13 protein-coding genes and 1 pseudogene are annotated in these 14,206 nt (G+C 38.6%); 7 read left to right on the top strand and 7 right to left on the bottom strand.

Going from position 1 to position 14,206, the window contains the following annotated elements:
- A pseudogene (locus I2F17_RS11415) lies at positions 1 to 108 on the bottom strand (IS982 family transposase); the annotation flags it as partial.
- A gap of 157 nt (positions 109 to 265) precedes the next feature.
- Complete coding sequence (locus I2F17_RS11410; protein WP_196423489.1) at positions 266 to 1,276, bottom strand: CorA family divalent cation transporter; 1,011 nt, start codon at positions 1,274 to 1,276, stop codon at positions 266 to 268.
- A 143-nt stretch (positions 1,277 to 1,419) separates the two neighbouring features.
- On the opposite strand from I2F17_RS11410, the gene I2F17_RS11405 reads away from it, so the two are divergent.
- A complete protein-coding gene (locus I2F17_RS11405; protein WP_211140023.1) occupies positions 1,420 to 2,004 on the top strand; it encodes an LOG family protein in 585 nt (194 codons plus the stop codon).
- Positions 2,005 to 2,009: 5 nt separating this feature from the next.
- Here I2F17_RS11405 and I2F17_RS11400 read toward each other — a convergent pair whose 3' ends face one another.
- Both I2F17_RS11400 and recG read right to left on the bottom strand, forming a co-directional pair.
- Positions 2,010 to 2,606: a ComF family protein gene (locus I2F17_RS11400; RefSeq protein WP_235985957.1), complete on the bottom strand. Its 597-nt coding sequence runs from the start codon at positions 2,604 to 2,606 to the stop codon at positions 2,010 to 2,012.
- Between the two features lie 16 nt (positions 2,607 to 2,622).
- Positions 2,623 to 4,662, bottom strand: coding sequence for an ATP-dependent DNA helicase RecG (gene recG / locus I2F17_RS11395; protein ID WP_211140021.1), 2,040 nt, complete (start codon positions 4,660 to 4,662; stop codon positions 2,623 to 2,625).
- A gap of 18 nt (positions 4,663 to 4,680) precedes the next feature.
- Here recG and I2F17_RS11390 point away from each other — a divergent pair, with 18 nt between their 5' ends.
- Complete coding sequence (locus tag I2F17_RS11390; protein WP_211140020.1) at positions 4,681 to 5,499, top strand: NAD(P)H-binding protein; 819 nt, start codon at positions 4,681 to 4,683, stop codon at positions 5,497 to 5,499.
- Between the two features lie 15 nt (positions 5,500 to 5,514).
- On the opposite strand, the gene plsB is transcribed toward I2F17_RS11390, so the two are convergent.
- Positions 5,515 to 8,085, bottom strand: a complete 2,571-nt coding sequence (gene plsB / locus I2F17_RS11385; protein ID WP_211140019.1) for a glycerol-3-phosphate 1-O-acyltransferase PlsB — start codon at positions 8,083 to 8,085, stop codon at positions 5,515 to 5,517.
- 240 nt (positions 8,086 to 8,325) lie between these two features.
- Here plsB and I2F17_RS11380 point away from each other — a divergent pair, with 240 nt between their 5' ends.
- The 5 genes from I2F17_RS11380 to I2F17_RS11360 all read left to right on the top strand — a co-directional run bounded on the left by I2F17_RS11380 (position 8,326) and on the right by I2F17_RS11360 (position 12,676).
- A complete protein-coding gene (locus tag I2F17_RS11380) occupies positions 8,326 to 9,192 on the top strand; it encodes an acyl-CoA thioesterase (protein ID WP_196423495.1) in 867 nt (288 codons plus the stop codon).
- Between the two features lie 117 nt (positions 9,193 to 9,309).
- Positions 9,310 to 10,578: a dicarboxylate/amino acid:cation symporter gene (locus I2F17_RS11375; protein WP_196423496.1), complete on the top strand. Its 1,269-nt coding sequence runs from the start codon at positions 9,310 to 9,312 to the stop codon at positions 10,576 to 10,578.
- Between the two features lie 298 nt (positions 10,579 to 10,876).
- A complete protein-coding gene (locus I2F17_RS11370) occupies positions 10,877 to 11,641 on the top strand; it encodes an energy transducer TonB (RefSeq protein WP_196423497.1) in 765 nt (254 codons plus the stop codon).
- 31 nt (positions 11,642 to 11,672) lie between these two features.
- The gene (locus I2F17_RS11365; RefSeq protein WP_196423498.1) at positions 11,673 to 12,272 is read left to right on the top strand and encodes a MotA/TolQ/ExbB proton channel family protein; all 600 of its coding nucleotides are present in this window, start codon (positions 11,673 to 11,675) and stop codon (positions 12,270 to 12,272) included.
- Entirely contained in the window at positions 12,272 to 12,676 is a 405-nt protein-coding gene (locus tag I2F17_RS11360; protein ID WP_196423499.1) for an ExbD/TolR family protein, read from the top strand. Before I2F17_RS11365 ends, I2F17_RS11360 begins: the two co-directional genes overlap by 1 nt.
- 41 nt (positions 12,677 to 12,717) lie before the next feature.
- Here the strand turns inward: I2F17_RS11360 and msrA are convergent, their stop codons facing one another.
- Both msrA and I2F17_RS11350 read right to left on the bottom strand, forming a co-directional pair.
- Positions 12,718 to 13,236, bottom strand: coding sequence for a peptide-methionine (S)-S-oxide reductase MsrA (gene msrA / locus I2F17_RS11355; RefSeq protein ID WP_211140018.1), 519 nt, complete (start codon positions 13,234 to 13,236; stop codon positions 12,718 to 12,720).
- Positions 13,237 to 13,561: 325 nt separating this feature from the next.
- A partial coding sequence (locus I2F17_RS11350; RefSeq protein WP_211140017.1) for a hypothetical protein occupies positions 13,562 to 14,206 on the bottom strand: 645 nt, incomplete at its 5' end.

Raw genomic sequence — 14,206 nt, 5'->3', positions numbered from 1 at the left:
TCGTATTCGTTTGAAGTATTGATTCTGTTTTAGAAATTTCAAATAAGTGGATTCAAATTTTATAAAAAAATCATCAATGGTACAGAATAAAGCAGTAATATCAGTCATGAGGATTAGAGTGGTAAGTCGTGTCTAGTAACTCAACTTATGGCTCTAATCCTTGGCTTTTTCAAATAAATCCTTAAACAGGATTCGGGTTTTCTAGCATGTTTTATTCAAATAAAACATGTTATACACAAGTATCTTGATGATACTTGTGTGAAGATTAAATCCATTTTTTCCATTTAAAATAAAAATATGGGCCAATAAAAGAAATAGATAAAAAACCACCAACAATAATGAGGCTGATGGGGCTATGTGCATATGGAAGTTCTTCAATATTCATTCCATATACACTAGAAATCAGCATAGGCGGTGCAAGCATACTTGGTAAAATAGAGAAGCGTCGAATGGTGTCATTTTGTTCGGTATTAATGAACCCAGAGGTGGTATCCATTAAAAAACGCACTTTTTGAAATAAGAATGCGTTATGTTCGACCAATGAGCGAACATCTTCACTCATTTCACGAATTTCGGAGTCGTAAATATGGCTTCCTAAAGCACGAGGTCTAGATAAAAAAGTTAAAATACGACGTAAATCGATTAGGCACAATTGAGCCTTACCTAACATATCTTCTTGTTGTGCCAATCGTGTAATCATATCATCAAGATCAAGGTGTCTTTCTCGATTATGGTTGTTGAGTACGTCTGTAGAATATTTTTCAAGGTCTTTATGAATATCTTCTAAAATATCGGCAAGTTCATCGAGTTTGGCTTCAAATAATCCCAATAAAATCCATACAGGGTCTTTATAGTCACGATCATAGTCGTTACGTCGAGCACGTGAGCGAAATGCTCGGAAAGCCAATAACTTTTCACCTCGAAGGGTAATAAGTCGTTCTTGATTAAGAATAAATGCAACGGTTTGTATGGTTGCTAAAATACCATCATCATCATGTTCATTATCTGCTTGATAGTTTCTATTTTTGGTGAGAAAGTAAGTGCTTACATGCAGTACGCCATCATCGTCACGATAAAAACGAGCAGACGATGAAATATCCTCTAATGATTTGAGCGTTGGTAAATTTTGTTGATAGGCATCAGTCACCCACTGTTGTTCTTCTTGAGATGGAGCGATCAGGTCGACCCATACCCAGTCTGGGTGTAGGTCAAAGCCACCATTGATGGCGCCATCTTCCAAACTACCACGCTCTGTGGCATAAAAAGCTTCAAGCATTGGAGTGTATTCTCCTTGGAGTAGAATGGTGGTAATGATGTGTGTATTTTAGTCAAGCAAGAGATTAAAAACAGTGCTCAATTTCTTGTTTGGGTGAAAAACATACACTTTATTTTATTATTACTGATAATTGGGTCGTTTTTATGAAATCTATCGCAATTTTTTGTGGTTCTAAGCCGGGCACCGAACCTTATTTTATTGAATGTGCTGAACATACTGGTCGTTATTTAGCAAAAACAGGTAAAACGCTCGTTTATGGCGGTGGTCGTTCGGGGTTGATGGGTGTTGTTGCTAATAGTGCATTGCATGCAGGTGGCCGTGTGATTGGAGTGATGCCTCAATCTTTGGTAGGCATGGAGCTTGCGCATACAGGATTGACTGAACTGCACATTGTTGAATCAATGCATGAACGTAAATTAAAAATGTCTGAATTAGCAGATGGTTTTATTGCACTACCTGGCGGTGCAGGTACGTTAGAAGAAATTTTTGAGCAATGGACGTGGGCCCAATTAGGGATACATACTAAGCCGTGTGGTTTTTTAAATGTTCGTGGTTTTTATCAGCCGTTATTGGATATGATTGAGCAGACGGTAAATACAGGATTTACACAACCACGTTTTTCCAGTTCTTTATGTGTGTCAGATCACATTGAAACATTAATCACTGAATTTGAGCATTACCAAAAACCTCAACCTAAATGGGGTGCACAAGATGTCGTTGTACCTTAGTGTGATTAAACCACAGCGAGACAAATCACATAAACTTTTTGACAACCTAACAGTTCTAATTGGGTTTTGAGCGCTTGGATTGAACTACCTGTAGTTACTACATCATCAATAATGACCACTTTACGATATTTTATGCTTTGCTTTGGCTTAATTTTAAATTGTTGATGAATGTTGGTAAGGCGTTCAGCACGATTTTGCCCTTTTTGACTGTATTCTTTCATACGCTCGATGGGCGCCCAAATTGGAATTTTATGTGTGTTTGAAATCAATTGAGCCAATAAATGTGCTTGATTATAACCGCGCTCATGCAAACGTGCTGTGGAAATAGGCATGGCAACAATAGCTTGTACTTTAGGAATTTGGATGTGTGCCAGTAAGTCTTTAAACAATCGAAGATATTGTAATTGATGATTATATTTAAATTGTTGAATAATTTTATTGATTGGATATTGATAAGTGGTTGTAGCAATGAGTTCGATATCTTGTTTTGTCACACAGCGTGGTTGTATGTTGAGATGTTGCCAACAGTCGCCACATACGCTACGTCCATACTGTACTCGTTCGATTTCACAAAGTACACAAGGTTGAATATGTAGATGCAAGAATCCCCATATTTGATTAAACATAAGCATAACGGGGTGCATGCGGTAGCCAACGTTGGAGTAAGGCATCCACTGTTTGAGGGTTTTGTTGGATTAATTGTTGTGCAATATGCTGTGCTTGGTGGAGTAAGTATTGGTCTCGTTCTAGATTTGCTACCTTAAAGCCCAAATCTCCTGTTTGTTTGGTACCAAGCAATTCACCCGGCCCTCGAATTTGTAGGTCTTTTTCTGCAATGATAAAACCATCATTACTTTGTTTTAAGATACTTAATCGCTCTTGACCGTGTTGTGACAGGGGAGATTTATACATGAGTACGCAAAAACTTGCTTGTGCCCCTCGACCGACTCGTCCTCTTAATTGATGTAATTGCGAGAGACCTAAACGTTCGGCATTTTCAATAATCATAAGACTTGCATTAGGCACGTCTACGCCAACTTCGATGACGGTTGTAGCAATAAGAAGCTGTAATTCATTGCGTTTAAATGCCTGCATTACGGCTTGTTTTTCTGTTGCTTTCATTTTTCCATGCACTAGACCAACATGCAATTGAGGAAACCGTGTTTGTATGTCTAAATAGGTGGCTTCTGCTGCTTGAGCATCTAGACTTTCTGATTGTTCAACCAGTGTACACACCCAGTATGCTTGTTTTCCTTCAGCACAGTTTTTCGCAATCCGCTGTAATACATCTTCTCTGCGATCTAAAGGGACGGTCACTGTTTGAATAGGGGTTCGTCCAGGTGGTAGTTCATCAATAATAGAAGTATCTAAATCACCATATGCGCTCATGGCCAAAGTGCGAGGGATTGGAGTGGCTGTCATAATGAGCTGATGAGGTGTTGTTGAGTTTGCTCCTTTATCTCTTAAGGCTAAGCGTTGATCTACGCCAAAACGATGCTGTTCATCAATAATGACGAGTCCTAGTTGCTTAAATATGACGCTATTTTGGAATAAGGCATGTGTGCCAATGACCATGTTGGCGATTCCGTGTTGAATTGCTGTTTCTGCAAGATGCCGAGCTTTCCCTTTTTGTTTACCAGAGAGCCAAGAAACTTGAATATCTAGTGGCTCAAGCCAACGTTTAAAATTTAAATAGTGTTGTTCTGCTAAAATCTCAGTGGGTGCCATCAGTGCAACTTGCCAACCCGACTCAAGTGCATGGCAAGCTGCAATGGCTGCAACCAAAGTTTTACCTGCGCCAACATCACCTTGTACCAATCGAAGCATAGGTTTATTTTGTTGAAGGTCATGAAGTATTTCTTCTGAAACGCGTTGCTGAGCTCGAGTTAATGAAAAGGGAAGGGTGGATAACAGTGCATGGGAAAAATGTGTGCTGGGTTTACAGCATGCCGATGCAGTATGTTGTAAATAGGCTCTGCGAGTGAGTAAGCTGAGTTGATGACTAATTAATTCTTCTAAGATCAAGCGTTGTTGTGCAGGGTGTTGACCTTGCATCAATTGTTGCATGTTGGCATCTAGCGGGGGATGGTGAATATACGAGAGAGCATTTTTTAATGAGTATGTTGTACTGAATTCTTTGGGCAGTAATTCTGTTAAATCATCGCTATGTTGGTCAAATGCTTGCTGTATATAATCTCTAAGCTTTTTTTGAGTTAAGCCCTCTGTACTGGGGTAAATGGCTGTTAAGCGACTGTGTTTATTAAGCACATGTAAGGGGAGAATTTCAGGATGGTATACCTCTAATCCTCTTGCTCCAATACGAACTTCACCAAATAAGCGAATGCGTTGTCCGAGGTTAAACTGATCGATAAGGGCTTTATAAATATGGTAAAACCGTAGTGTAACTTTGCCAAAATCATCTTGTAGAAGAATGGCCATTGATTTGCGTTTTCCTGAGGGGAAGTCAATCGATTGAACTTCACCTTCGAGCAAGTAACTACGGCCAACACTTAATTGGTTCATGGCAACAATCGTGCTACGATCTTCATAGTCACGAGGCAAATGAAAAAGTAAATCATCTGTACTGAATAGATGAAGTTTTTCGAGTAAGTTACAGGCAGCTGAGCCAACGCCTTTTAGATCACGAATTGAAGCCATATAGATTTAGGTCATGTCATGCATATTTTATTTATAGGTTATGGTAAAACATCACAGCGTGTTGCAAAACATTTATTTGCACAAGGCCATCAAATTACATCTTTGAGTCGTACGAAGAGATCAATATCATCGCATTTGTGTCAAGATGTTGCACAGATTAATCTAGATGGTTTATCTCCGATTGATTGTGTTTATATTTTATTGAGTCCTAAAGAGCGCAGTGTAAATGGCTATCAAAAAACATATCTTGATAGTGTGACTCCTATTGTTGATGCGTTAAAGCAACACCCTGTCCAACGTTGTATCGTTGTATCATCAACCCGAGTATATAATGGCCACACAGGTGGCGTTGTCAATGACGATACCGAAGTCGCTATTCATGATTTGCAAGGTCAAATTTTGTATGACATGGAACAAGCTTATGTTCGTGCATTTGCAGAGCGTTGTGTCATTGTAAGACCCTCAGGTATTTATGGGACTAGCATAGCGCGTATGTTGAAATTGGCGCAAAACACAACATTTTATGAGCAATTACATTGGACAAATCGTATACATATTGATGATTTGGCAGGGTTTTTAGCATATTTAAGTAATTTAACCCAGATAAAATCACATTATATTGTTAGTGACTCTAGACCATACCCCTTACATGATATTTTATTGTGGTTTCAAAAACAGTGCGGATTACCGTTACTTCAGTGTGATACGCGTTTGGAAACAGGCAAGAAAATCTATGCGACACACTTGCAAGATTTAGGCTTTGAATTGAAGTATCCACACTGTTTTGAAGTCTATCTCGATCAATTGGCGCAAATAAAAAAGGCATCATGTGACTGATGCCTAGCTATACTCTTATTTTTTGAGTTTCTTTCGTGAACGCCGTTTAGCATGATCTGCAGCAAGTGCACTCAGCGCACCTTGTAATTCTTCATCACTAAATTGGGTGATATGTTTGAGCATGCTGAGTTTTGTATCATCTAAAACTAAATTGGCATACTGTGCTGTTTTGGTGAGGTATTCATCAAATTCGATTAAACCTTGTTGTACACGAATATACCCTTTTTGCGTCAGTACCTTTAAAAAGCTTTGGAACAGTGATTTATCAAAGAAATCAGGGGAGTTGTATTCGTATAATACAGATAAACGTTGACCAAGCAAGTAACCTAAGTCTTCCACTTGCTTAACAGAAATATTGCCTGAACCACGTTGGGTAATAATGGCTAAAATCATGTAATAGCGTTCAAGGCTTTGTTTTACAGAGCCTGCCAAAATAGTAATTTGGTCGTGTGTTTCTGTGTTGGGTTGAGGACTAACAAGGTCTAGGCCATCTACACTAATGATACCTACTTTAATGAGCTGATCGATGTATTGTTCAATGGCAGGAGCGAGCGTTGTACTATTCCATTTTGTGAATAATTCAGCTTTTAAGAATGGGTACAATGTAATCATGACATTGGCAAGATCAGCACGTGCAATTTTACCATTTAAATCGACCAATGAGGCAATGAGTGACGGTAAAATAAAAGCATGTAAAATATTATTTCTAAAGTAAGTGAGTAATACAGCTTGATGATCTGCAATGGCAATAATATCGCCTAATGCATGTGGTACACGTTGAATCAGTTTGAGTTTTAAACCGTGTTCAATAATTTCTACGCCTGAAAACTTGGTGATTTCAGTGCGTGAGTCATAAGGTAATTCTCGAACAATATTTAAATATGTATTGAGTTGTTTGATGAGCAACTCTTCACTCACTGTATGTTTTTCGGTAGACAGTAAAATCAGTGACAAAAGTGTGACTGGGTTAATCACGACTGCATTGTTAATTTTTTCTAAAATTTGATATGCCGAACTTGTAATGGCTTCTGAAACTTCCGTAGGAATGGGGTCATCATTTTTTGCAATACGAATATGATCGGCTTGATGTTGTTTTAATACATCATCTAAAAAAACAGGCTCACCGAAATTAAGGTGTACTTGTCCAAAAATTCGTTCTATTTTTCGAATGGTTTTGACTAAGCCTAAAATAGATTCAGCTTCTTTGGGTTTGCCTTGTAATTCGCCAATATAGGTTGCCCCTTCCATGAGTCGTTCATAACCAATATATGTGGGAATAAAGACAATGGGTTTATTTTTCCCTTTGTTTCGTAAGTGGCTATGTACAGTCATGGCCAACATTCCCGTTTTTGGTGGCAGTAAACGACCTGTTCGAGAACGACCACCTTCAATAAAGTACTCTAAAGGCGTGTTTCTAGAAACAATACTGTATAAGTATTCTTTAAATACAGAGGTATATAATCCATTACCACGAAATGAGCGACGAATAAAAAATGCACCGCCACCACGTAAAAATTGCCCCACCAGCGGAAGGTTGAGATTGTCCCCTGCTGCAATATAAGGCACCATTAAGCCACGACGATGAATAATATAAGATAAAAGTAAATAATCTATATGGCTACGATGGCAAGGGGTATAGATGATTTCATAATCTTTTGCTAATTCTCTGACGGTATTAAAGTTATGTACTTCAACACCATCATAAAGCTGTGTCCAAAGGCGTGTAAGTGCCATGTCTCCAAAGCGTATGGTTGAATATGAGTAATCAGAGACAATTTCGTTAATATAACCGACAGCCCTACGCTGTGCTTCAAATAAGCTGATTTTACTACGAATACTTTCACGTCGAATGGATTCTTCTAAATCTGGAGATTTCATTAAAGATTGAATGACATTACGACGATCGGATAAATCGGGTCCAAGAACAGCCTCACGTTGGCGATCTAGATATTGGTTAAGATGGTTGACAATATATGTTGCGGGTGAAAGATTAGGATGGGTTTGACGAGCGGTGGCAATTAGAGATCGTAAAGAATGTTTGTTGTGAAACTCTAAAAAGGTTTGTCGTCCGTGTAAACCAATATTGACCAACTGTTTTACTTTGCTTGGTGTTGCCCAAGTATCAGTAAATAAAAGTTTAAATAATGAATCTTCTTTATCGGGAGATCGTCCCCATAATACGGTAACAGGAATCAGCTGTATGTCTATATTTGGATGCGCTTCAATGAAATCAATGAGGCGTAATAATTTGGGTGGAAGCGCATGTTTATGTTTTGCTAAATAGCTTGTATCTTGATGTTGTAAGAAAAATACTGATGTTTTTTCTCTATGTTGCTCAACATGTAATGGTTCAAGGGCAGGGTGTAATGCTAAACGCCGTGTTTCACCATCAAGCACCAAAGCATTGCTTCGGGAGTAACTTTGTAAAACATAGCAAACTACAGTGTTGGTGTCGTTATCTTGAGGGGATGTATGTTCTGGTTTATGACGTGTAGGTACATCTCCAAGAACTCGTGGTTTTACTACTAGGTCAAGCACTTTGCTTGATAATCTACGATAGATTTGACCAAAACTACGCTTGGACATGAAAGACTCCTCATAAACACCAAAATTTCTCTTGCAAATACAAGGGGTATAAAGGTGGGTAACATACGCTCGAAGCGGTGATTTTACCCAAAATGTATCTTTTAAGACAGTAAAACTATAAAAAATGCCATTGAATATAGATATAAATAGTAAAAAATTGGAACAAATCGCAAAATACAGGGCAATAAAAAAATGATCTAATACACTTCATTTAAAATAGTAATGAATAGATGAGTAATAATGACTAAGTTAACGCAAGAACTGATTAAAATTTTAACGTTAGAAAAAATAGATGAAAACAAATACTTGGGACAAAGCCATGATTTTATTGGCAAGCGAGTATTTGGTGGACAAATTTTAGGCCAAGCACTACGTGCAGCATCATATACGACAGATCGTCCTGCACACTCTTTACATGGCTATTTTTTGCGTGGTGGGGACATTAACGAGCCGATTACATATGAAGTAGAACGTTTAAGAGATGGGCAAAGTTTTGTAAGTCGGCAAGTGCGAGCGATTCAATATGGACGGACAATTTTTACGGCTTTAATTTCTTTTGCATCTATCGAACAGGGACTAGAATATCAAAAAAAACAGCCCGATTACCCACATCCTGACACCTTACAGGGTGAGCAAGAAATAAAAGAAAGTATGTTACGTTTTATTCCTGAGCCACTTCAGCCAAGCTTTATGCGTGAAAGACATATTGAGTTGAAACCGTTAAGTGATGTGCGTAATTTTTTTCGCCCGAAGCCTGCTGAACCATTATATGCACATTATGTGAAGACTCATGACGTGCTTCAAAATGAACAAGATCAAGTGGCATTACATCAAGCGATTGTGGCTTTTTATTCAGATTTTGTTTTGATGACAACAGCGTTAAGACCACATGGTTTGAGTTATCTATCGCCCAATATACAATGTGCAAGCATTGATCATGCTATTTATTTTCATAAGCCAATACGTGCTGATGAGTGGGTGTTATATGACATGGAAGCCACCATCACGACAAATTCACGTGGTATGAATTATGGGTATATGTGGCAAAATGGCGAATTAGTGTGCAGTACTGTGCAAGAGGGTCTTATGCGTATGCGTGAGAATTGATGATAAAACATCCAATCTTGTTTTAATACAAATTCATATGGTTATCAGAAAAAATTAATTCAAATTGTAACAAGTGTTATATGATGGCGTATCAAAACAAGATAAAAATGGATAATTATGAGTTTAAATACCCAAATTTTTATCGCAGCACTACTTGGGGTTATTGTGGGTTGTGTTCTGCGTCTTTACCCAGATACCACGTTATTTAGCCATAGTATTTATGGATTAAGCATTATTAGTAGCATCTTTATTGGATGCTTAAAAATGCTCCTTGTACCACTGATTTTTACATCTATTGTGGTTGGGGTTGCCAGTTTAGAGTCTGGTAAACAGCTTGGCAAAGTGTGGAAAGTTACGCTGATGTGTAGCTTTACGACCATGACATTGTCTTTAATCTTAGGTTTAACCTGTGCTCATATTTTTGAAGTCGGTAAGGGCATGGATGTATCATTATTTAAGCATGCAATGGATCAATACCATAGTCCAGCTCAAAGTTTGGATACATCATCGTTTATTACCAATTTCATTCAAAATACCTTGATTAACCCATTTAAAGCATTTAGTGATGGTAATGTTTTATCTGTTGTTGTCTTTGCCATGCTCATTGGTTTGGCATTGGTTTATGGCGGTAAAAAATTTCAACACATTCGAACATTTAATGAAGAATTTTTTCATTTGGTCATGATGCTTGTGTCTTGGATTATGAAGTTAGCGCCGTTTGGTATTTTTGCATTATTGGCAAAGCTGATTGCGAAAGAGGACTTATCTGTTTTAAGTCGTTTGGCTGAGTTTGCGGCGATCGTTACAGGAACAACGTTATTCCATGGGTTAATTGTTTTACCTTTACTACTTTGGATTTTTGGAAAAATGTCGCCACTGAAGTTTTTTAAAGGCGCGCGTTTGGCATTAATTACTGCATTTGCAACCAGTTCTAGCTCTGCAACAATGCCATTAAGTATGAAGTGTGCACAAGAAAATCTTGGTGTTCGTCCTAAGATTACAGGTTTTGTGATTCCGTTAGGTTCACATTTAAATATGGATGGAACGGCTTTATACGAAGCGGCAGCAGCGCTTTTTGTGGCAAACTTGATTGGATTAGATTTAAGTTTAACTCAACAAATTATTGTATGTTTAACAGCGATGATTGCGTCACTAGGTGCTCCGGGTATTCCAAGTGCGGGTATGGTTACGATGATTATGGTTTTACAGTCGGTTGGCTTACCTGCAGAGGCGATTGCTATTTTATTACCAATAGATCGAGTGTTAGATACTGTAAGAACAATGGTCAATGTAGAGGGGGATATGATGGTCAGTGTTGTTGTTGACCGTTATACTCAAGATGAAGATATTGATCATCTGCCGACAAAAGAAGTTGCATCTTCTTAATAAGAATAAACCACACTTCGCATCGTGATTTTGAAATCATGTTTGAGTGGAGTGTGATCTATTTTGATGATAAAAACTTGAATACATTGATGAATGTTTCTTATTTATGTTATGTTATAACTATACATTAATCGTGTCACATTGTATTTTAAATGAGTTGTTTTATCTACCGAATGTTTGTAAAAATAGGTTGAAAATGAAAACACTTCTCATTTATCATAGGTAACAGATATCATTTAATTAAACATATGGTCATATAACCTTCTGATAGATCATATAACAAGGTCACTATTGTGCTATGAGTCACTCCTCTGTATTAAATTCAAAACAGTCCACTGACAATATGAAAATCAAAGTGGGTGCTGCATTCACAGCTGTAGTGGTTGGTCATATTGCTGTATTGTGGGCTTTAGGACAAATGAAGCCACATGAAATAAAAACTGAGAAAAAGGTCCCTATTCAAGCCCATTTTGTCAAAATTCAGCAACCACCAAAACCATTACCAGAACCGAAAGAACCGCCTAAACCTAAAAAAGAGGTAAAAGAGGTAAAAATTGTTAAAAATCCACCACCACCACCGAAGAAAGTAGAAAAAGTACAGCAAGTCAAAAAAGCGGAGCAACCGAAAAAAGAAGTTCAACAGGTCGAGAAACCTCAGCCTGTGGTTGTTCCACCTGTTGTTTCAACGGTTGAAACAAAACCTGTACCACAGCCAGAACCTGCTCCTACGCCTGCTCCGACGCCACAACCTGCACCTGCAGCAGAACCTGCTGAAAAAACACCAAAAAGTGTCAGTATTGGTGGAAGCGGTGTGCAATGGAGTCTCTCGCCTAAACCATCCTATGAACAAAGTGATTTAAGAGGATCACCTCGTTCAATTGTGGTAATGATTGAAGCAGATGAAAAGGGCAAAATTATTAGTGTGACTGTTGTACAAAGTTCAGGAGTACCTGCGCTTGACCAAAAAATACTGCGTGCTGTACGTGGTGCAAAATTTAAACCATATATGGAAAATGGCGTGGCTTATCCAATCAAAGCACAACAACCATTTGATTTAAGTTAATTAATATTGCTAACAAATTAGGAAATAAGTAATGAATTTTTCAGTGTACTGGCAAAGTGCAGATGCGGTAAGTAAAACCCTGTATTTCGTTTTATTAAGTATGTCTATTATTACATGGACAGTCTTTTTTATACGTTTAATTGGAACACGTAAATTAAAACAAACGGCTTTTTCACGTTTAGAGCAGTCTCTTAGTCAATTGAAAGCACAACTTTTGGGTTTAACATTTGAACAACGTAAAGCTGTTGCAGAGCAAGCGTTACTACGTGAAATTTCTGAACAAAAAACAGGGATTGAAAAAGGTGTGCCAGTATTAGGAACAATTGCATCTTTGGCGCCTTTTGTTGGATTGTTTGGTACGGTATGGGGCATTTTCCATGCATTGGTTGCTGTTGGTAGTACAGGTCAAGCAGGACTTGCTCAAGTGGCGACCCCTGTGGGTGAATCATTGATCATGACCGGATTTGGTCTTGCGGTGGCGATTCCTGCTGTATTGGCGTATAACATTTGTCTGCGTAGTAATCGGGCTTTAACACATGGATTACAAGATCAAGCACACCAATTGTTAATTAACACAATGTTGCAGCAAGATTCACAAAAAACACAACCTCAGGTGAGAGGAGAGGGCTAATGGGCTTTCAATTGGGTGAAGATCAAGATTCTGGCATGAATGAAATGAACCTCATTCCATTGATTGATATTATGCTAGTTTTAATGATCATTTTTTTGGTCACAGCGACTGTGTCTAATCCATCTATTCCGTTGACTTTACCCAAAACGACAGCGGAAATTTCAACACCACCGCCAAAAGCAATTACAGTGAGTATTAACGCTAAAGGTGAAGTTGCATGGAACTCAGAAGTAATTTCTCTAGATGAGTTGGCACGAAGATTCCAAGAGGCTGGGCAAGGTGAGCAAAAACCAACGGTTCAGCTGCGCGCAGATAAAGAGTCACGCTATGATACGGTTGCTCAAGTGATGTCTAGAGCGAGTGAGGCAGGCTTAAGTGATTTATCTTTTATGAGTGAAAATTAGTAAAGAGAAAAAAGGAGGTTTAAAAGCCTCCTTTTTTTATGTTATTTCAGAAGATGTTGGAATGTTTGACGAAGTTTTAACAACTTAGGTGGAATCGCAAAATTACAGTAACCTTGCTCTGGATTTTTTGCATAAAAATTTTGATGATACGCTTCTGCCTTATAGTAGCGAGGCACGGGTTCGAGCTGAGTGACAATATTTAGCCCATGTGAGCTAAGTTCTTCTATCATCGCAGAGGCTTTCTGTTTTTGCTCATCATTATAGAAAAAAATCACAGAACGGTACTGAGTACCAACATCATTTCCTTGTCTATTTAGAGTTGTTGGGTCGTGCATGCCAAAAAAAACATGAAGTAAATCTTGATAGTTAATGATTGTTTCATCAAATTCGATATAAACGACCTCGGCATGTCCTGTTGTTCCTGTACATACTTTTTCATATGTAGGATCTTCGCTTTCGCCACCAGCATAGCCATTTTCAACATGATGTACGCCTTTAAGTTCTAAAAGAACAGACTCTATACACCAAAAACAACCTGCGCCAAACATTGCCTTTTGCATGCTATTTCTCTATTGCGATAATAATATAAAGTATTTTACTTTTTGTAGGCACTTTTTATATAGCTTAACACTAAATTATGTGATTTTTCTGTTACATAAATAGGATGTGATAATAATTCATTTATATAAAAAAACGATGAATATTTAATTTTTTAAAAATATAAGATACTGATTATCATTTAATTAGTTATTATTTTTGACATAAAGTGTTATCTAATCGATTAAAAATAGATATATTATGTATATATAATGCTCAAACATATTTGATACAATAATCATACAAATAAGAAGGTGATATTTTCGGAAAAATATATGCAAATTCATTTTAATAAGTCATTGATCGCAATTGCAGTGACATCAGTTTTATTAACCGCATGTGAATTAGATGGTGCAAAAACAAATCCCACAATAACAAATACTCCAGCACCGACTCCAGCACCGACTCCAGCACCGACTCCAACACCGGCACCAGCCCCAGCTCCTGAACCAACATCAGTTCCGGCACCAGTACAGATACCAGCCCCAGCTCCTGAACCAACACCAGTTCCGGCACCAGTACAGACACCGGCTCCAGCTCCAACACCAGTTCAGACACCAGCTCCAGCACCAGTTCCAACACCAGCTCCAGCACCGGCACCAGCTCCTGAACCAACACCAGCTCCGGCACCAGTTCAGACACCAGCTCCTGAACCAACACCAGTTCCAACACCAGTTCAGACACCGGTACCGGTTCAGACACCAGTACAAACACCAGCACCGGCACCAGCTCCTGAACCAACACCAGTTCCAACACCAGCACCGGCACCTGAACCAACATCAGTTCCGGCACCAGTACAGACACCAGCCCCAGCTCCTGAACCAACACCAGTTCCGGCACCAGTACAGACACCGGCTCCAGCTCCAACACCAGTTCAGACACCAGCTCCAGCACCGACACCAGTTCAGACACCGGCCCCAGCTCCTGAACCAA

Origin of the sequence: Acinetobacter baretiae (assembly GCF_015627105.1) — a bacterium.
In the GTDB taxonomy this organism is placed as follows: Bacteria; Pseudomonadota; Gammaproteobacteria; order Pseudomonadales; family Moraxellaceae; genus Acinetobacter; species Acinetobacter baretiae.
Note: the sequence above shows the minus strand (reverse complement) of the source record. Positions and strands in the feature narration are given on the sequence as shown.

Coding starts and splice junctions, on each gene's coding strand:
- I2F17_RS11380 (WP_196423495.1), top strand. CDS start 8,326: ATGACTAAGTTAACGCAAGAACTGATTAAAATTTTAACGTTAGAAAAA.
- I2F17_RS11360 (WP_196423499.1), top strand. CDS start 12,272: ATGGGCTTTCAATTGGGTGAAGATCAAGATTCTGGCATGAATGAAATG.
- msrA (WP_211140018.1), bottom strand. CDS start 13,236: ATGCAAAAGGCAATGTTTGGCGCAGGTTGTTTTTGGTGTATAGAGTCT.
- recG (WP_211140021.1), bottom strand. CDS start 4,662: ATGGCTTCAATTCGTGATCTAAAAGGCGTTGGCTCAGCTGCCTGTAAC.
- I2F17_RS11390 (WP_211140020.1), top strand. CDS start 4,681: ATGCATATTTTATTTATAGGTTATGGTAAAACATCACAGCGTGTTGCA.
- plsB (WP_211140019.1), bottom strand. CDS start 8,085: ATGTCCAAGCGTAGTTTTGGTCAAATCTATCGTAGATTATCAAGCAAA.
- I2F17_RS11375 (WP_196423496.1), top strand. CDS start 9,310: ATGAGTTTAAATACCCAAATTTTTATCGCAGCACTACTTGGGGTTATT.
- I2F17_RS11405 (WP_211140023.1), top strand. CDS start 1,420: ATGAAATCTATCGCAATTTTTTGTGGTTCTAAGCCGGGCACCGAACCT.
- I2F17_RS11370 (WP_196423497.1), top strand. CDS start 10,877: ATGAGTCACTCCTCTGTATTAAATTCAAAACAGTCCACTGACAATATG.
- I2F17_RS11365 (WP_196423498.1), top strand. CDS start 11,673: ATGAATTTTTCAGTGTACTGGCAAAGTGCAGATGCGGTAAGTAAAACC.
- I2F17_RS11410 (WP_196423489.1), bottom strand. CDS start 1,276: ATGCTTGAAGCTTTTTATGCCACAGAGCGTGGTAGTTTGGAAGATGGC.